General features: G+C 71.9%; 17 protein-coding genes. 2 read left to right on the top strand and 15 right to left on the bottom strand.

Going from position 1 to position 21,607, the window contains the following annotated elements:
* Nucleotides 1-80 precede the first annotated feature (80 nt).
* The 12 genes from ABZT93_RS07130 to solA all read right to left on the bottom strand — a co-directional run bounded on the left by ABZT93_RS07130 (nucleotide 81) and on the right by solA (nucleotide 13,140).
* A complete protein-coding gene (locus tag ABZT93_RS07130) occupies nucleotides 81-1,373 on the bottom strand; it encodes an FAD-binding oxidoreductase (protein ID WP_356100175.1) in 1,293 nt (430 codons plus the stop codon).
* 29 nt (nucleotides 1,374-1,402) lie between these two features.
* Entirely contained in the window at nucleotides 1,403-2,068 is a 666-nt protein-coding gene (locus tag ABZT93_RS07125) for a haloacid dehalogenase type II (RefSeq protein ID WP_356100172.1), read from the bottom strand.
* A 44-nt stretch (nucleotides 2,069-2,112) separates the two neighbouring features.
* On the bottom strand, nucleotides 2,113-3,051 hold the full coding sequence (locus tag ABZT93_RS07120) for an aldo/keto reductase (RefSeq protein ID WP_356100170.1): 939 nt from the start codon (nucleotides 3,049-3,051) through the stop codon (nucleotides 2,113-2,115).
* The gene (locus ABZT93_RS07115; protein ID WP_356100167.1) at nucleotides 3,048-4,502 is read right to left on the bottom strand and encodes an aldehyde dehydrogenase family protein; all 1,455 of its coding nucleotides are present in this window, start codon (nucleotides 4,500-4,502) and stop codon (nucleotides 3,048-3,050) included. The genes ABZT93_RS07120 and ABZT93_RS07115 overlap by 4 nt, the downstream gene beginning before the upstream one ends.
* Nucleotides 4,499-5,452: a M14 family metallopeptidase gene (locus ABZT93_RS07110; protein ID WP_356100164.1), complete on the bottom strand. Its 954-nt coding sequence runs from the start codon at nucleotides 5,450-5,452 to the stop codon at nucleotides 4,499-4,501. Before ABZT93_RS07110 ends, ABZT93_RS07115 begins: the two co-directional genes overlap by 4 nt.
* Nucleotides 5,453-5,502: 50 nt before the next feature.
* A complete protein-coding gene (locus tag ABZT93_RS07105) occupies nucleotides 5,503-6,897 on the bottom strand; it encodes an aminotransferase class III-fold pyridoxal phosphate-dependent enzyme (protein ID WP_356100161.1) in 1,395 nt (464 codons plus the stop codon).
* The gene (locus ABZT93_RS07100; protein WP_356100158.1) at nucleotides 6,894-7,763 is read right to left on the bottom strand and encodes an ABC transporter permease; all 870 of its coding nucleotides are present in this window, start codon (nucleotides 7,761-7,763) and stop codon (nucleotides 6,894-6,896) included. Before ABZT93_RS07100 ends, ABZT93_RS07105 begins: the two co-directional genes overlap by 4 nt.
* Entirely contained in the window at nucleotides 7,760-8,680 is a 921-nt protein-coding gene (locus ABZT93_RS07095) for an ABC transporter permease (protein WP_356100156.1), read from the bottom strand. Before ABZT93_RS07095 ends, ABZT93_RS07100 begins: the two co-directional genes overlap by 4 nt.
* Nucleotides 8,681-8,685: 5 nt before the next feature.
* A complete protein-coding gene (locus ABZT93_RS07090; RefSeq protein WP_356100153.1) occupies nucleotides 8,686-9,819 on the bottom strand; it encodes an ABC transporter ATP-binding protein in 1,134 nt (377 codons plus the stop codon).
* The gene (locus ABZT93_RS07085) at nucleotides 9,812-10,912 is read right to left on the bottom strand and encodes an ABC transporter substrate-binding protein (protein ID WP_356100150.1); all 1,101 of its coding nucleotides are present in this window, start codon (nucleotides 10,910-10,912) and stop codon (nucleotides 9,812-9,814) included. Before ABZT93_RS07085 ends, ABZT93_RS07090 begins: the two co-directional genes overlap by 8 nt.
* 90 nt (nucleotides 10,913-11,002) lie before the next feature.
* On the bottom strand, nucleotides 11,003-12,001 hold the full coding sequence (locus ABZT93_RS07080) for a succinylglutamate desuccinylase/aspartoacylase family protein (RefSeq protein ID WP_356100147.1): 999 nt from the start codon (nucleotides 11,999-12,001) through the stop codon (nucleotides 11,003-11,005).
* Between the two features lie 5 nt (nucleotides 12,002-12,006).
* Entirely contained in the window at nucleotides 12,007-13,140 is a 1,134-nt protein-coding gene (gene solA / locus ABZT93_RS07075) for an N-methyl-L-tryptophan oxidase (RefSeq protein ID WP_356100144.1), read from the bottom strand.
* 186 nt (nucleotides 13,141-13,326) lie between these two features.
* Between solA and ABZT93_RS07070 the strand changes: the two genes are divergently transcribed.
* Nucleotides 13,327-14,073: an IclR family transcriptional regulator gene (locus ABZT93_RS07070; protein ID WP_356100700.1), complete on the top strand. Its 747-nt coding sequence runs from the start codon at nucleotides 13,327-13,329 to the stop codon at nucleotides 14,071-14,073.
* 33 nt (nucleotides 14,074-14,106) lie between these two features.
* Here ABZT93_RS07070 and ABZT93_RS07065 read toward each other — a convergent pair whose 3' ends face one another.
* From ABZT93_RS07065 to ABZT93_RS07055, 3 genes are read right to left on the bottom strand one after another with little or no spacing between them, the layout of a single operon-like run.
* Nucleotides 14,107-15,546, bottom strand: a complete 1,440-nt coding sequence (locus ABZT93_RS07065) for an NAD-dependent succinate-semialdehyde dehydrogenase (RefSeq protein ID WP_356100141.1) — start codon at nucleotides 15,544-15,546, stop codon at nucleotides 14,107-14,109.
* The gene (locus ABZT93_RS07060; RefSeq protein ID WP_356100138.1) at nucleotides 15,543-18,407 is read right to left on the bottom strand and encodes an FAD-binding and (Fe-S)-binding domain-containing protein; all 2,865 of its coding nucleotides are present in this window, start codon (nucleotides 18,405-18,407) and stop codon (nucleotides 15,543-15,545) included. Before ABZT93_RS07060 ends, ABZT93_RS07065 begins: the two co-directional genes overlap by 4 nt.
* Nucleotides 18,404-19,672, bottom strand: a complete 1,269-nt coding sequence (locus ABZT93_RS07055; protein WP_356100136.1) for an aminotransferase class III-fold pyridoxal phosphate-dependent enzyme — start codon at nucleotides 19,670-19,672, stop codon at nucleotides 18,404-18,406. Before ABZT93_RS07055 ends, ABZT93_RS07060 begins: the two co-directional genes overlap by 4 nt.
* A 238-nt stretch (nucleotides 19,673-19,910) precedes the next feature.
* Between ABZT93_RS07055 and ABZT93_RS07050 the strand changes: the two genes are divergently transcribed.
* Nucleotides 19,911-21,584 carry a PucR family transcriptional regulator ligand-binding domain-containing protein gene (locus ABZT93_RS07050; RefSeq protein WP_356100133.1) on the top strand — a complete coding sequence of 558 codons (1,674 nt, stop codon included), beginning with the start codon at nucleotides 19,911-19,913 and terminating at the stop codon, nucleotides 21,582-21,584.
* Nucleotides 21,585-21,607 lie beyond the last annotated feature (23 nt).

Here is a 21,607-nt window from a genome sequence, read left to right as displayed (position 1 = left end):
ACCCTGTGCCGTGATGGCGGGGGCCTTCCACGATCACCTCGTGAAAAGCACCCCGCCGGTGTCACCGCGACCGTGTCGGCTCAGCGCAGTCGGTCCTTGGCCTTGTAGTAGGCACCGCCGAACGGCAGGAACCAGGCCGTGCCGTTGTAGAAGGGGACCGGGACCTTGGGGAAGCCCAGGCCGTGCAGGGGGTTGGCCTCCGGCTTGCCGTCCATCATCTCGGCGACCGCGCGGCCCATGTAGGTGGCCATCTGGACACCGTGGCCGCAGTAACCCATCGAGTAGTACAGGCCCTTGGCCCCTTCGGCCTCGCCCGCGTGCGGCAGGCGGTCCCAGGAGAAGCCGACCATGCCGCCCCACACGTAGTCGACCTTCACACCGGCCAGCTGCGGGAAGATCTCCGTCATCTCCCGCCTGAGGATGTCTCCGCTCTTGAGGTCGGAGGCGGGGTCGGACGGGGCGAAGCGGGCCCGGCCGCCGAAGGCCAGGCGGTGGTCGGGGGTGAGGCGGATGTAGTGCCCGATGTTCTTGGAGTCCACCACCAGGCGGGCCTTAGGGATCAGTTCCCGGGCGCGCGCCTCACCGAGCGGTTCGGTGACGATGATGAAACTGCCGACGTTGATCAGCCGCTTGCGGAACCAGGGCAGCGCCTTGTCGGTGTAGGCGTCGGTCGCGGCCATCACCTGCCGGGCACGGATGGTGCCGTGCAGCGTCTCGACCAGGAAGCCGCCCCCGGGGAGACGGGTGAGTCCGGTCGCCGCGTTGCGTTCGTGGATCTCGGCACCGGCACGCTCGGCCGCGTCCGCGAGGCCGTGGACGTACTTGCCGACATGGAGACCCGCGCTGAGCGGGTCGAGCAGGGCCCCGTGGTAGTAGTCCGAACCCAGTTCGGCCTTGAGGTCGCCGGGGGAGAGCAGCGTGGTCTCGTGGCCGAAGTTGTCGGCCAGGTCGCGCTGGGTGGCCTTCATCGACTCGAAGTGCTGCGGCTTGTACGCCACGCCCAGGCGCCCGGAGCGCTTGAAGTCGCAGTCGATCTGCTCGGCGCGGGTGAGGTCCTCGACGACGTCGACCGCCTCGCGGAACGCGTCGTACAACTCGCGGGCCCGCTGCTGCCCGAAGCGCTTGCGGGCCTCACCCACCCCGATGGTGATGCCCTGTGTGCACATGCTGCCGTTGCGTCCGGAGGCACCCGAGCCGACCTTGTCCTTCTCGACGAGGACCACCCGGGCCCCCTTGCGGGCGGCGTGGAAGGCGGTGGACAGGCCGGTGAGGCCGCCGCCGATGACCACCACGTCCGCCTCGGGGGGCAGGTCCTTGCCGGACCGGTCGGGCAGGGCGGGGGCGGTGTCGAGCCAGTAGGGGATCTGTTTCATGGCGTGCGTCCTCGAATCCGTGCGGAAGTTCAGCAGCCGAGCAGCGCCGGCAGGCCCGACAGGTCGGGCAGCACGTCGTAGGGCTGGTAGTCGGCGCTGCCGGGGCGGCCGTAGCGGTTGATCCACACCCGGCGCCTCAGGCCCAGGTCGCGGGTGGGGATGTGGTCGTACTCCCAGCCCTGCGCGGTGTGGATGACCTGAGAGGGCTCGACGCCGATCGTCTTGAAGGCGTGCTCGAAGGTCTGCCGGTCCGGCTTGTAGGCGCGCGCCTGCTCGGCCGTGATGACGTGGTCGAAGTCGACGCCGATGTTCTCGACGTTGCGCGCGATCAGGTTGTCGTCGCTGTTGGTGATGATGGCGATCTCGTACCGGCTCTTCAACGCGCGCAGGGCGTCCGGGACTTCGGGGAAGGGGCCGAAGGTGGGAACGGCCTCGACGAGGGCGTCGCCGTCGGATTCGCGGTATTCCAGGCCGTGCAGGCGCATGGCATTCCGCAGGCTGGAATGCAGGATCTCGTGGTACGGCCGGTAGGCCTCCAGGACGGCCTGGAAGCGCATCACGCGGAAGTCGTCGAGGAACTCGTCGACGTCCAGGTTGTCCAGGTCCAGCCGGTCGGCGAGGACCTTCAGGGTGGTGGGGCCGAGCTGGAAGTCGACCAGGGTGCCGTAGGCGTCGAAGGTGACGATCTCGCGCATGGTGTTCAGCCTCGATTCGCGGGTTTCACAGGGGAGTTGGGGCCTCAGACGACGCGTTCGCCAGGGCGGACGATCGTGTCGAGTGCGGCCAGGTCGGCCGCGTCGGGGATCCAGTCGGCCGCCGCCGCGTTGGCGGTGACCTGGGAGGGGGTCATGGCGCCGCAGATGACCGAGCCGACGGCGGGCAGGGCGGCCAGGCCGCCGACGGAGACCTGCAGGAGGCTCAGGCCGCGTTCGGCGCCGTACGTGGTGAGCGCCTCGACCCGGTCCAGGGCCGCGTCGGTCAGCCAGCCCTGCCGCCACGACAGGCGGCTGCCGGCCGGCGGCCGCTCACCACGCCGGTACTTGCCGCTGAGCAGGCCGTTGGCCAGCGGGTAGTAGGGCAGCAGGCCGACGCCGGCGCGCAGACAGGCGGGGATCAGGTCGTGCTCGGCGCCGCGGTCGAGCAGGTGGTAGCGGGCCTGGGTCGACACGAAGGCCTCGCTCAGGTCCTCGGCCGGGAGGTTGGAGCAGCCGATGTGCCCGATCGTGCCCTCGGCCACCAGTTCCCGCAGCGCGGCGACCGTCTCGTCGAGCGGGGTGACGCCGTCCGGCTCGTGGTACTGGAAGAGGTCGATCCGGTCCGTGCCGAGGCGGCGGAGCGAGGACTCGACGGCGTACCGGATATAGGGGCGGGAGCCGCGCGGGCCGTAGCGGTCGGCCTCGGCGGACATCTCCATGCCGAACTTGGTGGCCAGCACGACCTGGTCGCGGTGGCCCTTGAGGGCCGCGCCGAGCAGCCGTTCGCCGTCGCCGCGCGCGCCGCCCCGGTCACCGGACCCGCCGTACATGTCGGCGGTGTCGAAGAGGGTGACGCCGGCGTCCAGGGCCGCGTGGACGACGGCCCTGGTGCCCTCCTCGTCCAGGCGGGAGCCGAAGTTGTTGCCGCCGACGCCGACGACGGAAACGGTCGGGCCGCGTTCACCCAGCGCGCGGTATCTCACGAACCGCTCCCGAACCCGATGCAGACGTTCTTGGTCTGCGTGTAACCGGCCAGTCCTTCGAGGCCCTTCTCGCGGCCCCAGCCGCTGTGCTTGTAGCCGCCGAAGGGAAGCTCGATGCCGGTGCCGACGCCGGTGGCGTTGACATAGACCTGGCCGGCCCGGATGCCCGCGGTCAGGCGCATCGCCTTGTCGATGTCGCGGGTCCAGACATAGGAGGACAGGCCGTACGGGCTGTCGTTGGCGATCTCCAGGGCCTCGTCGGCGTCGTCGAACTCGATGACGGTGACGACGGGACCGAAGATCTCCTCGCGGGCGCAACGGGCCTGGTTCGTCAGGCCGGTGAGGACGGTCGGCTCGATGTAGTAGCCGTCGGCGAGCGCGGGGTCGGCGGGCGGGCCGCCGCCGGTCCTGACCGTGGCGCCCTCCTCGCGGGCCAGGTCCAGGTAACCCTGCACGCGGTCGCGCTGGCGGGCCGCGATCAGCGGGCCGACGTCGGGGTCCTCCAGGCCGGGGCCCAGCCGCAGCGAGGCGGCGTGGGCGACCAGCTTGTCGAGGAATTCCTCGGCACCGCGCTGGAGCAGGATGCGGGTGCCGGCCGAGCAGGTCTGCCCGGCGTTGCCGAAGGCCGATGCGGCGACGGCGCCCAGGGCGAGGTCGAAGTCGGCGTCGGCGAAGACGACGACCGGCGACTTGCCTCCCAGCTCCACCACCGCGGGGACGACGTTGGCGGCGGCCGCCTGGGCGACCTTGATGCCCGTGGGCACCGAGCCGGTGAAGGTGACCTGGTCGATGCCCGGGTGCCCGGCGAGGGCCGCGCCCGTGGCGGCGTCACCGGGGACGACGTTCAGCACCCCGGGCGGAAGGCCGCAGTCGAGCGCGATCCGGCCGATCTCCAACGGCGTGAGCGGTGCCTCCGGCGACGGCTTGAGGACCACCGTGCAGCCCGCCGCGAGCGCCGGGGCGGAACCCCTCGCGGTGTTCTGGAGCGGGTAGTTGAACGGGATGATCTGGCCGGAGACACCGATCGGCTCACGGACCGTGTAGTCGATCAGGCCGGGCCCGAGGGGGATCGTCGAACCGCCGAGCTTGTCGGCGAAGCCCGCGTAGAACTCGAAGTAGCGGGCGGCCGCCTCGACGTCCGCCCTGGCCTGGCTCAGCGGCTTGCCGGTGTCCTGGCTCTCCAGCCGCGCCAGCCGCGCGCTCTGGTCGCGGATCGCCTCGGCGATGCGGTGGAGCAGCCTGCCCCGGTCGGCGGCGCGCATGCGGGCCCACTCGGGCGAGGTGAAGGCGGTACGGGCCGCCGCCACCGCCTGGTCCACGTCCGCCGGACCGGCCAGGGCGACCCGGGCGAGGGCCGTGCCGTCCGCCGGGCCGAGGACGGTGAAGGTACGGCCGTCGGCGGCGGGGATCTGCTTGCCGTCGACGAGAAGCAGCCGGGTGTCGTCGGTCATGGCCGGATCTCCCCCTGCACCTCGCCGAAGATGACCACCTCGTCGCCGGGACGGACGGTGCGGATCCGGCGGACCCAGAGCACGATGCCGTCCTGCGGGGCGCGGACCTCTTCCAGCGTGTTGCCGTAGTGGTCGACGATGTGGGCGATCAGGTCGCCCTCCTTGCAGTTCTCTCCCGGCGCGGCGTGCCCGAGGAAGAAGCCGCCGGAGGCGGAGCGCGCGAAGGTGCCGGAGACGGTGGTGTAGCTGTCGCGCAGCTTCGCCTCGCCGTCGACCATGCCGAGCTGCCGCATGATGTTGCGGACCGACTCGATGTGCAGCTCGACGGTGGACTCGCGGTAGGTGCCGCCGCCCGCCTCGATGGTGATCGCGGGCTTGCCCGCCGCGAGGGCCGGGTGGCGGACCGTGCCGCCCCACTTGCCGCCCTTCCAGACCAGCTCGTGCCCGGCCGCGAGGGCGAGCTCCGTGGCCAGGTCCTCGTAGCCGCCCTGGAGGATGGCGAGCGGCGCGATCTCGCCGAAGGTGCCGCCGGTGTGCAGGTCGACCAGCGCGTCGACGGCCGGTACGACCTGCTCGACGAACGTGGCGGCCAGGCGCAGGGAGTACGAGCCGTCGGCGTCGCCGGGGAAGATCCGGTTGAGGTTCAGGTAATCCAGGCCGCTGGTGCGGGCCGCCGCCTCGAAGGCCGGGGTGTTCACACAGGGGATCCCGACCAGGGTGCCGCGCAGGGTGGCCGGGTCGGTTTCGGCGAGCACGCGGCGGACGGACTCCTGGCCGTCGTACTCGTCGCCGTGCACGCCGGCGTCGACGCAGAGCACCGGACCGGGCTCGGCGCCGTTGACGACGATCAGCGGTATGCCGAGCTCCACGCCGTAGCTGCTGGTGCCGACCGGGATGAGGCCCTGGGCGCGCTCGCCGGGGGCGACGGTCAGCGGACCGATTGAGTACATCGGGGAGTTCCTTTCGAGAACGGGTGTCACAGGCGGGTCGAAGGCGGGAGTCACAGCCGGGCGGACGCCTCGGCGAGGGTCTCCGCGAGGATGTCGGCGATACGGTCGAGGAGCTGGCGGTCGCTGATCAGCGGGGGCGCGATCTGGACCAGCGGGGCGGCGCGGTTGTAGACGCGGGCCAGGAGGCCGGCCTCGCGCAGCCGGCGCGGGATCAGGCCGGCGACCAGGTCGGCGCGGGCCCGGTCGCTGAAGCCGCCGCCGTCGAGGTCTCCGACGAGTTCGAGGGCGTAGAAGAACCCGGCGCCGCGGACGTCGCCGACGATCGAAAGGTCCGCGAGGGCGTTCATACGCGTCGCGAGGTGGTCCTGGTGGCCGCGGACGTTCTCCAGGATCCGGTCCCGCTCCATGATCTCCAGGCTGCGCAGGGCGATCGCGGCACTGAGCGGGTGACCGGCGAAGGTGTAGCCGTGGTTGAGGACGGCGCCGGGCTGGTTGATGACCTCGACCACGCGGTCGCCGACCATGGTCGCCCCCATGGGGGCGTATCCGGCGGTGATGCCCTTGGCGACGGTGATGATGTCCGGACGGCTGCCGTACAGGTCGCCGCCGAACCATTCCCCCAGCCGTCCGAAGGCGGTGATGACCTCGTCGGCCACGAGGAGGAAGCCGTACCGGTCGGCCAGGGCCCGCAGGCCCGGCCAGTAGCCCTCGGGCGGGGTGATGCAGCCGCCGCGGTTCTGCACCGGCTCCGCGATCAGCATCGCGATGGTCTCCGGGCCCTCGGCCAGGACCGCGGCCTCCAGCTCGGCCAGCAGATGGGCCGAGTACACCTCGTCGTCCGCGTAGGCGGGGGAGAGCCGGAAGCGGTTGGTGTTGGACACGAAACTGGTGTCGATCGCGCCGGGACCGTACGGCTCGCGCAGCCCGGGGTCGTCGGTGAGCGAGAGGGCCCCGATGGTCAGGCCGTGGTAGGCGCCGCGCCGGGAGATCGCCTTGGTGCGACCCGGCTCCCCGCGCAGGGCGTGGTAGCGGCGGGCGATCTTCCAGGCGGTCTCGACGGCTTCGGCACCTCCTCCGGAGAAGAAGGTGGCCTCGACGCCCTCCGGGGCGATCCGCGCGAGGCGTTCGGCGAGTTCTATCGCGGTCGGGTGCGCGGAGGAGGACCACAGGGGGCTGAAGCACAGCTCGCGCAGTTGCCGCTCCGCCGCCTCGGCGAACTCGGGGGCGTAGGAGTAGCCGAGCTGGCAGCAGTACAGGCCGGAGAGGCCGTCGATGTGGCGTCGTCCGTCCGCGTCCTCGAGGTAGGGGCCCTCGCCGCGCCGGACGACGAAGAGGTTCTCGCCGTCCTGGCCGAGCGAACCGTTGGGGGTCATGTTGAGGAGCAGGTGCCTGGCCGCGGTGGCGGACAGGCCGTCGGCGGGGGTGCGGGTGCTGGTCGTGGTCATGAAGCGGTCTCACTTACTGCGGGCAGGCCCACTCCGGGCTCCGTGGGCAGCAGGCCGTCCTGCCTGCCGGAGCCGCCGAGCCCCCGCACCACAGCGACCAGGACGAGGGCCACCACGGCGACCGCGATGAGGATCGCGCTGACGGCGGTCACCGACGGGTCGACGTTGTACTGGAGGACGTTGAACACCTGGACCGGCAGGGTCACGGTGTCCACGGAGGACAGGAACTGCGAGATGAAGAACTCGTCGAAGCTGGTGATGAAGGCGAAGATGCCGGCGGCGACGAGTCCGGGCATGGCCAGCGGGAGGGTGATGCGCCGCCATATGGTCAGCCGGCCGGCGCCCATGCCGGCGGCCGCGTCCTCCAGCCGTTCGTCGATGCCCTTCAGGGTGGCCATCAGGATCATCACCGCGATCGGCGAGGCCAGCACGGTGTGGCCCAGCGCGATGGCGACCGGGCTGCCGAGCATCGAGGCCGGTTCGAAGAGCAGGAACAGGCCGAGCGCGATGACGACCTGGGGGATGATCAGCGGCGCGAGGACCAGGCCGTAGACCACCGAGCGCAGCGGAAGGTCGCTGCGGACCAGGGCCGTCGCCGCGGTCATGCCCAGGATGAGCGAGAAGGCCGTCGTCATCGCCGCCACCAGGGCGCTGAGCGACAGCGCCGCGGGCCACTTGCTGCCGTCGGCGAAGAGCTGCTTGTACCAGCCGAACGTCCAGGCGTGCGGCGGGAAGGTGCCGAAGGCGTCCTTGCCGAAGGAGGTGACGACGATGACGACGATCGGCAGGGCCAGGAACAGCAGGATCAGCGTGGAGAAGGCGGCCAGCGTGATACGTCCGGCCAGTGTGGCGCGTAGCTCGATCATGACGTCGCCCCCCGCTTGCGAAGGGCCTCGCCCGCCGACTTCAGCGCCCTGAGCAGCAGCAGTCCCGCGAAGGTGAGCAGCAGCAGGATGATGCCGAGCGCGGAGGCGCCGTTCCACTGGTTCTGCTTCATGACCTGTTCGTCGATGAGCGAGGCAACCATGGTCTGCTTCTCGCCGCCCATCAGGGCGGGGGTGAGGTAGTAGCCCAGGCAGAGGATGAAGGACAGGACGCCCGCGTTGACCAGGCCGGGGGCCACCAGGGGGACGTAGACCCGGCGGAAGATGGTGATCCGTCCCGCGCCCATGCCGGCCGCGGCGGCCATCAGACGACGGTCGATGCCCTTCATGACGGCGTACAGCAGCAGGACGGTGTACGGCAGCATCACGGCCGTGGTGCCGATGACGACGCCGACCTCGTTGTAGAGCAACTGGAAGGGCGCGCCCGGGAAGTGGATGTCCGTCAGGACGTTGTTCACGACACCGTTGTCGCCGAGCAGGATGATCCAGCCGTAGGTGCGCACCAGGGCGCTGATGAAGTGCGGCACGACCACCACGGTCATCGCCAGGCCCGCCCACAGGGGCTTCAGCCGGGAGATGGCCGAGGCCAGCAGGAAACCGGTGGCCAGGGCCAGCAGGGAGGTCTCGGCGGAGATCCGCAGGGTGGTGAGGAGGATCTCCAGGTTGGCACCGGCGAAGGCGTCGGCGTACCAGTGGAGGGTGAAGGCGCCGTCCTTGCCCTTGAGGCTCAGCATCAGGGTGCTGAAGATCGGATAGACGAAGAGAAGCAGGAGGAAGACGACGACCGGGGTGGCGTTGAGGAGTCCGAAGCGGGTGCGCCGGTCGGACAGCGCGTGAGCCCGTCGTTTCCTGCCGGGCACCGGGGCGGCGGAGCCCGATACCGGAGCGAGTACGGCCACTGGGGTCACCTCCCGTGTTCCGTGGCGGCGAAGACGCTGACGTTCGCGGGGTCCGCGGTGAGGTCGACGCGCTCACCGGGGGCGGGGGCGCGGCCCGCGGGCAGTTCCAGCCGGACGAGCCCGTCGTCCGCACCGCCGACGGGGCGGACCGTGACGCGTACGAGGGTGCCGACGTAGGTGACCGTCTCGACGGTCCCGGTACAGAAGCCGTCCCCCGGCGGACACAGGGCGAGCCGGCCCGGCTGGATCGCCGCGCGTACGGGTACGCCGTCCGGGACGGCCTGCGGGCGGGCCTTGAGCAGGCCGCCTGTGTCCAGACGTACGAGAACGTGGTCGCTCGTCCGCTCCTCCAGGCTGCCCGGGAGGAAGTTCGCGGCGCCCAGGAAGTCGGCGACGAACGGGGTGCGCGGCCGCTCGAAGAGTTCCCGCGGGGTGTCGAACTGGTCGATCCGCCCGTCCCGCATGACCGCGACGCGGTCGGAGAGGACCAGGGCTTCCTCCTGATCGTGCGTCACATAGATGACGGTGAGGCCGAGTTCCCGCTGGATGCGCTTGATCTCGGTCTGGAGCTGGTCCCGCAGCTTCTTGTCGAGGGCGCCCAGCGGCTCGTCCATGAGGATCACCGGCGGGCGGTAGACCAGCGCCCGGCACAGGGCGACACGCTGCTGCTGACCGCCGGACAGCTCGCGGGGACGGCGTCGCGCCATCGCCGACAGTCCGGCCATCTCCAGGGTCTCGCCGACACGGCGGCGCAGCTCCGCCTTGGGCACACCGCGCAGTTGCAGCGGGAAGGCGACGTTGTCCCACACCGTCATGTGCGGGAAGAGCAGGTACTGCTGGAAGACGAAGCCGAGGCCGCGCTTCTGCGGAGCGAGCCGGGTGACGTCGTTCCCGCCGACCACGATGCCGCCCGAGTCGGGCTCGCAGAACCCGGCGATCATCATCAGCGTGGTGGTCTTGCCGGAGCCGGAGGACCCCAGGAAGGTGACGAACTCGCCCGCCGCGATCTCCATGGAGACCTCGTCGACGGCCGTGACACCGCCGTAGGTCTTGCGAAGTCGCGTCACGGACAGGGGTTTTCCGCTGCCGTTCAGGGTCTGCGCCGGGGTCGGTGACGGCATCACGTCGGTCTCAGGCATGCGTCCACTCCTGCCAGCGCTTGGCCACGGCATCCTGGTTGTCGATCCACCACTCGACGTCGAGGTCGAAGCCGGACTCCAGGTGCTCGGGCGAGCTGCCGAGGTTGGCGGCCGTGGTGGTGGAGAGCTTCTTGTAGGCGGCCGGCACCGACGGGGCCATCGGGTAGATCTCGGCGTAGGCGGCCTGCACCTCGGGGCGCAGGGAGAAGTCGATGAGCTGGTAGGCGGCGTCGACGTTGGCGGCGCCTTTGGGGATGCCGAGGGCGTTGCTCTGCCGGCGGGCGCCGTTCCACTGGTAGGCGAGCGGCGCGCCGCCCTTGATCAGGTCGTCCAGGCGGCCGTGCCAGACGCTGGAGGCGACGACCTCCTTGCGGCCCAGGAGCAGGCCGGGCAGGGCGCCGGTGTCCCAGAACTTGCGGACGTGGGGCTTGATCTCGCTGAGGGCCTTGAAGGCGCGCTCCACGTCGAGGGGGTAGAGCTTGTCCGGCGCCACGCCGTCGGCGAGGAGCGCGAACTCGAGCTCGGGCAGGTCGGCGTCCAGGGCCTGGAGGGCGCGGTTGCCGGAGAAGGCCTCGGTGTCCCAGAAGTCGGCCCAGGAGGAAGGTTTCTTCCCGCCGAAGGCGTCCGTGCGGTACGCCATCACGCTGGCCCAGTAGTTCTTGCCGACCGCGTTGGAGGCGACCAGGTTCTTGGCGATGCCGGCGTTCTTGAAGTTCTTCAGCCGGTCGTAGTCCAGGTCCTGGGTGGCGTCCTGCCGCTTGAAGTGCACGAAGTCGGCGATCGAGTCGTCGATCACGTCGAACTCGGGGCGGCCCTGCTGGATCTGGGCGAGCATCTGCGCGTACTGGATGTTCACCACCTTGACCTGGATACCCGTCTCCTTGGTGAACGGGTCGTAGACCGCCTGCTGGTTGGCGTCGCCGTAGGAGCCCCCGCTGTTGCGGACGACGAGGGTCTTGGAGTTCTTGCCACTGTCGACGGACCGGCTGGTGCCGGTGCCGCAGGCGCTGAGCGTGGTGGCGGTGGCGATGCCCGCGGCCATGCCGCCGAGGCCGCGCAGGAACCCTCTGCGGTCTGTCCGGAGATCTTTCACGGGGTGCCTCCTGATGGTGCTGTGCGTGATGAGGGGCGCGTTTCGGGTCTCGTGCTGGTGGAGCGGGGACGGGCTGTGCGGGGGGTGGGGTCAGTGGTCGCCGGAGGTCCCGGTGGGGGCCGGGGCGGCGATGGCGGCCAGTTCGGTGCCGGGGGCGACGGTCAGGCCGTGCATGCCGTAGAAGATCCGCCCGGTGGCCGGGGCGAGGACTTTGTGCTCCTGACCGTCGGCCGGGTCGATGACGCGGCCGAGGACCTGGTCCGCCGTCACGTCGTCACCGGCGGAGAACTCGGGGTACCACAGGCCCGCCACCTCGGCGGTGACGCCCGCGGCCCAGACCCAGTTGCGGACAGCCGTGTCGTCCCGGGGCCCGGTGTCCAGGACGCCGAGCCGGCCCAGGACCCCGTACAGGCCCCTGACGAGGCGACGGGTGGTGTCCGGGTCGCGTTCGCCGAGCCGGCCGGTCTCGACGAGGATCGCCGGGATGCCCTGGCGGGCGGCGGCCGCGTGACTGTTGCCGCCGTCGGTGTTCGGTCCGAGGACGACGTCCTCGATGCCGAGCGCGGCTGCCATGCCGGCGGTCCTCGCGTCGAGTTGGGGGTCCGAGGTGAGCCGGTAGCCGACGAAGTCCGTCAGGAACTCGTCGATGCCGCCGGAGTGCAGGTCGACGTACGCGTCCGCGCCGTCGAGCAGGTTCGCGAACAGCCAGGCCGCGAGGCGCTCGGTGGGCCCGCCGTCGGCGTCACCGGGGAAGACGCGGTTGATGTTGACGCCGTCGACCGGGGAGACGCCGAGCCGTCCCTGGTACACGGCCGGCGGGTTGGCGACCGGGCAGAGGACGACCTGGCCGTGCACCTCGCCGGCTTCCAGCAGGGCCGCGAGCCGGGCGGCGGCGTCGATGCCGGTGAACTCGCCGCCGTGGACGCCCGCCGTGATGACGACGCGGGGGCCGGGGCGGGCGCCGTTGACCAGGGTCAGCGGGATGTCCACGGTGAGCGTGCCGAGGTCGGCGCGGACGCTGCCGCGGACCTTGGTGCCGGGCTCGGCGCGCAGGGCGCCGACGCGGAGGGGGCTCTTCGGCGAGGTCATGGTTCTCACGCCTCCGCGCGATCGAGGGTGGACAGGAAGTCGATGGGCTGCGGCGAGGCGCCGTCCAGCGCCAGGTCGGCCGCGATGTCCCCGAAGGCGGGCGAGAGCTTGAAGCCGTGGCCGGAGAACCCGGCGAGCAGGACGACGTTCTCGGCGCCGGGCAGCGGGCCGACCAGCGGGCGGCTGCTCTCGGTGTAGCCCTCCATGTAGACGGACAGGCGCGTCGGGTCGGGGTTCAGGTCCGGCATGTGGCGGCCGATCAGCTCGGTGAAGATCTCCAGCTCCTCCGGCTCCACGGTCCGCTCCAGCCGGTTCGGGTCGCCGACGGGGCGGTGCAGGGCGCGGGACAGGCCGAGCTTGACGGACACGCCGTCCGGGGAGGGCAGGCCGTAGCAGTGGGTGGGCGCGGTCCGGATGAAGGCCGGGGACTCCTCGCCGAACCAGGCATCCGTGGTGGGCACGTACCAGGCGCTGATGAGGCGCCGGACGTCCACCTCCCACGGCAGGTCGGGCAGCAGGTCGTTGACCCAGGGACCGGGGGTGACGACCGCGGTGTCGAAGTGCTCGCTGCCGGAGTCGGTGCGGATCTCGACGCCGTTCGCGACGGGGACGATCTCGCGGACCGTGGTGTAGCGGTGGATGCGCGCGCCCAGCTCCTCGGCGCGTCGGGCGGCGGTCTGGATCGTCAGCTCCGGGCGGATGAAACCGGCCCGGCGGTCCAGCACGGCCGCGTCGCCGTCCTCGATCCGGAACTGCGGGAAGCGCTTGGCGAGGGCGTCGACGTCGAGCACCTCGTGGTCCAGGCCGTGCTCGGCGATGGACTGCAGGACGGTGGCCATCTGTGTGTGCTCGGTCGGCCCCATCAGCAGGCAGCCGCTCAGGCGGCGCAGCTCGCGGCCGGTCTCCTGCTGGAGCCGCTCCCAGAGGGCGTCGGCGTGCTGGAGGAGCGGTACGTACCGGGAGTCCTCGAAGTGGGCGCTGCGGAAGATACGGGTCTCGCCGCCGGCCGCGCTGCGGTCGTGGCCCGGGGCGAAGCGGTCGTAGCCGACCACGTCGGCGCCCCGGGCCGCCAGGCGCCAGGCGGCCTGGCTGCCCATCGTTCCGACGCCGACGACGGCGACGCGCTTGCTGGCTGACACGAAGGTGGTCCTTTCGGTCGAGCTGATGGAGACTCCGAGGCCTGTTCGGCCACCGGGGCCAGCCGAGCCGTGCCACATTGTGGAACGGTGTGCTAGAATCTGGCACGAGCTTGGCAGTGGACTTTCTTGGGAGTCAAGGGCCGTGCACCGGGAAAACGCAGAGTTAACGGGGGAAATGCGATGGAAATGAAGAGCGTGACCAGGTCGCTCCGCATCCTGGAGGCGGTCGCCCAGCACCAGCCGGTGACCGTGGGGGAGCTGACCAAGCTCTTCGGGCTGCCCAAGTCGACCGTGCAGCGCACCTTGGTCACCCTGAACGAGGCGGGATGGCTGCGGGCGAACCGGAAGGACACCACGCGCTGGGAGATCGGGGCGCGGGTGCTCGCCGTCCGGCCGGCGGCGCTGCAGGGATCAAGTCTGTTCGCGGCCGCCCGGGAGCCGATGATCCGGCTGCGGGACGCGGTGAACGAGACCATTCACCTGTCGGTGCCGGACGCGTTGCAGTGCATGGTGGTCGTCGACCGGGTGGACTGCACGCACGCCGTACGGACGTTCCACGCCATCGGCGACACCTCTCCGCTGCACGCCACGGCGACGGGACGGGCCGTCCTGGCGCATCTGCCGCAGGCGGACGTCGAGGAACTCCTCGAACGTGGCCTGGAGCGGTTCAACGAGGACACGCCGACCGACGCCGAGCAGCTGCGCGCCGAGCTGCGGAAGGTGCGCGCCGACGGTTACTCCGTCAACCGCAACCAGTACCGGCCGGATGTGTGCGCCGTGGCGGCGGCGATACTCGACGAGGCCGGTACGCCACTGGCGACGGTCGCCGTCTCGATGCCTGATTCGCGGTACGACGCGACACGGCTGCCCGAGCTGGGGCGTCTCGTCGCCGAGACCGCGCAGGAGATCGCGGGGCGCCGCGACGGGGCGTGAGCGCCCTGCCGCGGCGCGGGGTACCGCGCGCTGTCAGCGCACGGGGATCGCGAGGTACTGGTACTCCAGGAACTCCTCGATGCCGACCCGGCCGCCCTCTCTGCCCAGGCCGGACTGCTTCACGCCGCCGAACGGGGCGGCCGGGTTGGAGACCAGACCCGTGTTGAGGCCGACCATGCCGACTTCGAGGCGTTCGCTGACACGCAGCGCGCGGTCGAGACCCTCGGTGAAGACATAGCCGACGAGGCCCCAGGGGGTGTCGTTGGCGCGGCGGACCACTTCGTCCTCGTCGTCGAAGGTGAGGATCGCGGCGACGGGGCCGAAGATCTCCGTGTCCATCAGGCGGCTCTCGGGGGCGACCCCTGCGAGCACGGTCGGCGGGTAGAAGCAGCCCGGCCCTTGCGGGGTGCGTCCGCCGACGAGCACCTCGGCGCCGCGCTCCACGGCGTCGGCGACCAGCTCCTCCACCTTGGCCCGCCCCGCCGCGTCGATGAGCGGGCCCACGTCGACCCCGTCCCGGGTACCGGGGCCCACGACCAGGGCACCCATGCGTGCGGCCAGCCGCCGCCCGAACTCGTCGGCCACCGACCGGTGGACGAAGAAACGGTTCGCGGCCGTGCACGCCTCACCCATGTTGCGCATCTTGGCGACCATCGCGCCCTCCACGGCCACGTCCAGGTCGGCGTCCTCGAAGACGACGAACGGCGCGTTGCCACCCAGCTCCATCGAGGTCCGTACGACCGCGTCCGCGCTCTGCGCCAGCAGCAGCCGGCCCACCTGCGTCGAGCCGGTGAAGGACAGCTTGCGGATCCGCCCGCCGCGCAGGAGCGGCTCGCACACCTCTCCCGCACGGGAGGTGGTGACGACGTTGAGCACCCCGTCCGGAAGCCCGGCCTCCTTGAGGATCGCGGCGAGAGCCAGGCTGGACAGCGGGGTCTGCGGCGCAGGCTTCAGCACCATCGTGCACCCCGCCGCGATCGCCGGACCGATCTTGCGCGTGCCCATGGCGAGCGGGAAGTTCCACGGGGTGATCAGCAGACAGGGGCCGACCGGCCGGCGGGCGAGCAGCATGCGGTGCCGGCCGTCGGGCAGGGTGCCGTGGCCGCCGTCGATCCGCACGGCCTCCTCCGAGAACCAGCGGAAGAACTCGGCCGCGTAGGCGACCTCCCCCCTGGCCTCGGCGAGCGGCTTGCCCATCTCGGACGTCATCAGACGGGCCAGCTCGTCGGCGCGTTCAAGGACGATCTCGTAGGCCCGGCGCAGGATCTCGCTGCGCGCCCGGGGCGCCGTACGGGCCCAGTCCGGCTGCGCCCGCACGGCCGCCTCCTCGGCGAGCCGGGCGTCCTTGGGGCCGGCGTCGGCGACGTGGCAGAGGATCTCGCCGGTCGCGGGGTCGTCCACGGGCATGGTGGTGCCGTCCGCGGCGTCCACCCAGACACCGCCGATGAACAACTGCGTGGGTGTGTCGGTCATGGAGTCACTCCTGGTCGGTCGGCGGCGGGGTCGAGCAGCTCGGCGAGGTGCAGGGCGCGCACGCCCCGGTCACCCGCGAGGTGGTCGATCTGGGTGGCGCAGCTGAAGCCGTCGGCCACCACGACGGCCGGCCCGTCTTGGCCGACGGCGTCGAGGCGGGGCCCCAGGGCCAGGCCGGCGACGGCCATCGAGGTGTCGTAGTGCTGCTCCTCGAAGCCGAAGTTCCCGGCGAGCCCGCAGCAGCCCTCGGCCTCGTCGACCCTGTCCGCGCCGAGCCGGCGCAGCAGGTCGGCGGGGCGGCGCCCGGTGAAGGTGGCGTACTCATGGCAGTGGGTCTGAAGGACGACGCTCGCGGGCACGGGAGGCGGTCTCCAGCCCGGCTCGGCCAGGTCGGTCAGGGCGCCGGTGAGGGTGTGGACCCGTGCCGCGACCCGCCGTGCCGCCTCGGTGCCGAGGAGTTCGGGCACGTCCCGTTTCAGGGCGGCGGCGCAGCTGGGCTCGGCGACGACGACGGGCCGCTCGTCACCGTTGTCGAGGCGGGCGACCGTACGGGCCATCACGCGGCGTGCGACGGACAGCTGGCCGGTGCTGACCCAGGTCAGGCCGCAGCACAGGCCGTCCTCGGCCGTGCAGGGGATTCCGGCGGCGGCCAGCACCCGGCTCGCGGCGCCCGCGACCTCGGGGCGGAAGGCGCGGGTGAAACTGTCGACGAAGAGCAGGGCCCTCGACGGCTCCGCGGTCCCCGCCCCGCGCAGCACCCGGCGCAGGGTGCGTCGGGAGGCGAAGGCAGGGATCCGGCGCCTGGTGGTCACACCACCGAGACGGGCGAGCAGTCTGCCGACGGCACCGCGCAGCAGGAGATTGAGGGGGCGGGCGGCGTATCCGGCGAGCGCGGAGGTCAGGGGCAGCCAGCCCAGCGAGTAGTGCGAGCGGGGTCGCACACGCCCCTTGTAGTGCTGGTGCAGGAACTCCGCCTTGTACGCGGCCATGTCGACGCCGACCGGGCAGTCGCTGGAACACGCCTTGCAGGACAGGCACAGATCGAGGGCGTCCTTGACCTCGGTCGAGCGCCACCCGTCCCGGACGGTCTCCCCGCGCACCATCTCCTGGAGCATGCGGGCCCGGCCGCGCGTGGAGTCGTTCTCCTCTCCCGTGGCCCGGTGACTGGGACACATCACCCCGCCCGCATCACTGCGGCAGCGGCCGACACCGACGCAGCGGCGGGCCGCACCCGCGAAGCCGTCCTCGTCGTGCGGGAAGGTGAACCCGGTCGACAGCGGACGGATCCGGTGCAGGGCCAGGTCGGCGTCGAGCGGTGCCGGGGCGACGATGACGCCGGGGTTCAGCAGCCCCTCGGGGTCGAGGGCCTTCTTGAAGGCGGCGAACGCCCCGATCATCCGTCGGCTGTACATGACCCCCAGCAGTTCGCCGCGAGCCCGTCCGTCACCGTGCTCGCCGGACAGCGTGCCGCCGTGCTCGACGACCAGGGCGGCCGCCTCGGTGAGGAACCGGCGGGTGGCCGCCCGGCCCGCGTCCGTGACGAGGTCGAAGTCGATCCGCACATGGACGCAGCCCGCGCCGAAGTGCCCGTACAACACGCCGCTCAGCCCGTGGGAGGCGAGCAGCCCGCGGAAGTCCCGCAGATAGCCGGCCAGGTCGCCGGGGGCGACCGCCGCGTCCTCCCAGCCGGGCCAGGACTCCCCGCCGTCCACGAGACGGGCGGCGAGACCGGCCCCGTCCTCGCGCACCCGCCACAGGGAGCGCCGCTCGGCCGCGCTCCCCACGACCCGCCCGCCCGTCATCCGGCCCCGGGCCTTGAGCACGTCGAGCAGTTCGGCCGCACGCGCGGCGAGTGCCGCCTCTTCGTCACCGTCGAGCTCGACGTAGAGCCAGGCGCGTCCTTCGGGCAGCCCGGTGACCGACCCCGGGCCCCGGCGAGCGCGCATGGTGGCGACGATCGCCTCGTCCATGCCCTCCACGGCGGTGGGGTTCCAGCGCAGGATCTCCGGCACGTCCTCGGCCGCGTCGACGACGTCGTCGTAGCCGAGGGCCAGCAGCGTCGTGGCCGGCGCGGTCGCCACCAGACGGACCGTCGCGGCGGTGACGACCGCACAGGTTCCCTCGGTGCCGACCAGGGCGCGGGCCATGTGGAAGCCGTGCTCGGGCAGCAGGTGGTGCAACGGGTAGCCGGAGACCTGGCGCGGGATGCGGCCCGACTCGGTGCGGATCGGCGCCAGATCGGCGTCGATCACCCGTCGTACGTCCGCTTCGAGACGGGCGACGCGCTCCGCGTCCGCGGGGTCCACCGGGTGCAGCCCCGTGCCGTCGGCCACGGCTCGCACTCCGTCGGCCGTCACGATCTCCAGCGCCTCGACATGGGAGCTGGTCCGGCCGTGCCGCACGGACCGGTTCCCGCACGCGTCGTTGCCGATCATCCCGCCGAGGGTGCAGCGGCTGTGCGAGGACGGGTCGGGGCCGAAGGCGAGGCCGTGCGGGGCGGTCGCGCCCTGCAACGCGTCGAGGACGACACCGGCCTCCACGCGCGCCGTCCGCGCGTCCGGGTCGATGTCCAGGATCCGGTTCAGGTGCCGGGAGAAGTCCAGGACCACACCCGGTCCGACCGCGTTGCCGGCCATGCTGGTGCCGCCGCCGCGCGCGGTGACGGGAACGCCCGTCTCCCGGCAGGCCCGCACCACCGCGACCACGTCGTCGGCGCTGCGGGGGAACACCACGGCCCGCGGCGGAACGCGGTAGTTGGAGGCGTCGTACGCGTAGGCGCCGATACCGGGCCCGGTCTCCACGCGCAGGCCGGGAGCGGTCTCGGCGAGCCGCGCGATCAGACCCGCCAGGGGATCGCTCATCGCGGCGACGCTCCCGAGGTGCCTTCCTCCACCGCGGCCGCCCACGCCTTGAGCCCCTCGTCGACAGCCCTCTCGTCGACGACGAGCGCCGGGATCATGCGTACGACCTGATTCCAGGCCCCGCACAGCAGCAGGAGCAGTCCCTGGTCGACGGCGGCGCGCTGCACGCGGGCGGCGGTCTCCGGGTCGGGGCTGCCGTCCTCGGTGACGAACTCGCTGGCCAGCATCAGCCCGAGCCCCCGGACATCCCCGATGCCCGGCGTACGGTCGGCCACCGCCTCCAGGCCCCGGCGCAGTCGCGCGCCCATCGCCTCGGCGTTCTCGACGAGCTTCTCCTCGCGTACGACGTCGAGGGTGGCGCAGGCGGCCGCGCAGGCGACGGCGTTGGCGCCGTACGTGCCGCCCTGCGAGCCGGGCCACGCCTTCGCCATCAGCTCCTCGGAGGCGGCGATGCCGGACAGCGGGAATCCGCTGGCCAGGCCCTTCGCGGTGACGAGGATGTCCGGGGTGACGCCGAAGTGGTCGTGCCCCCAGAACCGGCCGGTGCGGCCGACGCCGGTCTGCACCTCGTCCAGGACCAGCAGGAAGCCGTGGCGGTCGGCCCGCTCCCGCAGACCCTCCAGGAACGCCCGGTTGGCCGGGACGTAGCCGCCCTCGCCGAGAACCGGCTCGACGATGATCGCGGCGGTGTCGGCGGGCGAGGAGATCGTCTGGAGCGTGTAGTCCAGCTCCTGGAGCGCGAAGCGGGTCGCGGTCTCCTCGTCCCAGCCGTAGCGATAGGCCGTCGGGAAGGGCGTGACGACCACACCGCTCATCAGCGGGGAGAACCCGGAGCGGAAGCGGGTGCCGGAGGTGGTCATGGAGGCGGCGGCCACCGTACGACCGTGGAAACCGCCGTGGCAGACCAGGACGTTGGGCCGCCCGGTGGCCTGCCGGGCCAGCCGCAGGGCCGCCTCGACGGCCTCGCTGCCGGAGTTGGAGAAGAACAGGCTGTCCAGACCGGTCGGCAACACCTCGCCGAGCTTCTCGACGAGCTGCCGCAGCGGACGGTGCATGACGGTCGTGTACTGGCCATGGACCAGCGTCGCCACCTGCTCCTGCGCCGCCGCCACCACCCTGGGGTGGCAGTGCCCGGTACTGGTGACCCCGATCCCCGCGGTGAAGTCGAGGTAGCGGCGGCCGTCCTCACCGTAGAGGTGGACGCCCTCGCCCCGGGCCGCCACGACGGGGGTGGCCTGGCGAAGGTGCGGCGACAGTGCGGTCATACTCGTCTCCCGGCGTGGGTCGTCGGACGGTTGCGGCCCTTCGAGCGTCTCCGCCGACGAGGGGCGGGCCAAGGCGCGATCTGTCCGGCGGGGTCCCCGTCTTCGGACGTTCTGTCCAGCACGGGACCCGGCAGCGGCCTCACCACCCCGCCCGCCCAGGGGCAGCACCTCCCGCGCAGGTCGGGCTTGCGCAGGTCAGCAAGGGTTGCCACAGTGACCGGGCACCCAGGGAGACACCGTGAACGACAGCCCCTCGACGGCGCCGACGGCACGACCACCGGAAACGGGCGACCAGGACAGCGGCCCGCCCGGCCACGCCCTCACCGTCTCCGACGTCCTGGCGCTGCCCGTCCTGGCCTCCGGACAGCCCCAGGTCGTCACCGGCGTGTCCCACCTCGACCGGCCGGTCCGCTGGGTCCACATCACCGAACTCACCGACCCCGCCTCCTTCCTCAAGGGCGGCGAACTCGTCCTGACCACCGGCATGCCCCTGCCTGAGGAAGCGGCGGGCATCCGCCGGTACGTCGACGAACTCGCCGACGTCGGGGCGGCCGCCCTGGTCATCGAACTCGTACGGCGCTACCACCGCCCGCCCGACGCCCTCGTCCACGCCTGCCGGGCCCGTGACCTCCCCCTGATCACCCTCGCCGAGGACGTCAACTTCCTGGAGGTCACCCAGGTCGTCCACGCACTCATCCTGGGCAACCAGGCCGACGCGATGCGCCGCACCCAACGCGTCCACGAGGCGTTCACCGCCCTGACGCTGCGCGGCGCCGGAGCGGAGGACGTGGTGCGCGCGGCGGCCGAGATGAGCGGCCGCACGGTCGTCCTGGAGAACCTGGTCCACCAGGCACTGATCTGCGAGCCCTCCGGCACCACCCTGGAGGAGGCGCTCACCGACTGGGAACGCCGGTCCAGAGCGACCCCGCCCGCTGACCGCGCGAGCCGAGGCGGCCCGGAAGGCTGGCTCACCGCGCCCGTCGAATACCAGGGCGAACGCTGGGGCCGCGTGGCCATGCTGCCCGCCACTGCCACCGGACCGGCTCTCGGAGCGGAGCACATCACCGTCCTGGAGAGAACGGCGATGGCCCTGACCGTCGCCCGCCTCATCCACCCCACACCCTGGGAACACCTCGCGCACCGCAACGCCCTGCGCGACCTCGTCGAGCAGCGCCACCGCTCCCGCGAGGACGCCCATGCCCGGCTGGCCGCGCTGGGCCTGCCCACAGAGAACAGCCGCTTCCTCACGGTCGTGCTGGACCTCCCCGCACAGGACACCGCGGCGCACCCCGGGACCCACCTCGCCCAGGACCTGCGCACGACGGGAATCCCGGCACTCGTCGGCGAACTCGCACCCGACCGGCTGGGAGTACTCCTCGCCCTGAGCCCCTCGCACCCCTGGCGACCCCCGGTCGAACGGCTGAGCCGCGCCGCACTCGCCCTCTCCCCGCGCGCCGTGGTGAGCGTCGGCTGCGAGGTCGACGACCTCACCGACGTCCCCCGTTCCTTCCGCCAGGCGACCCGCGTCGCCGAGGCCACCCCGCCCGGCCAGCCTCTCCCACCGGGCCGTGCCTTCCACGAACTCGCCGACATCGACCTGCGCCGACTGCTCTACGCGCTCCGCGAGGACACCCGGATCCAGGACTACACGGAACAACGACTCGGCCGGCTCATCGATCACGACACCCACCACGGCACCGACCTGCTGACGACCCTGCGCCAGTATCTCGACGCCGCCGGCAACAAGACCGGCGCCGCCCGCCGCGGCGGCCTGTCCCGTGAGACCTTCTACCAACGCCTGCGCACGATCGAGCGCCTGCTCGGCTGCGACCTCGAATCCGGCGAACAGCGCACCGCGTTGCACGTGGCCGTCACCGCCCTCGACATCCTGCGAGTCCGCGGTCCTATGTGAACCCGCTGCGCCGATCGGCGTGG

It is taken from the genome of Streptomyces sp. NPDC005303, from assembly GCF_040607335.1.
GTDB lineage: Bacteria > Actinomycetota > Actinomycetes > Streptomycetales > Streptomycetaceae > Streptomyces.
This window is presented reverse-complemented; position numbering and strand designations above follow the sequence as displayed.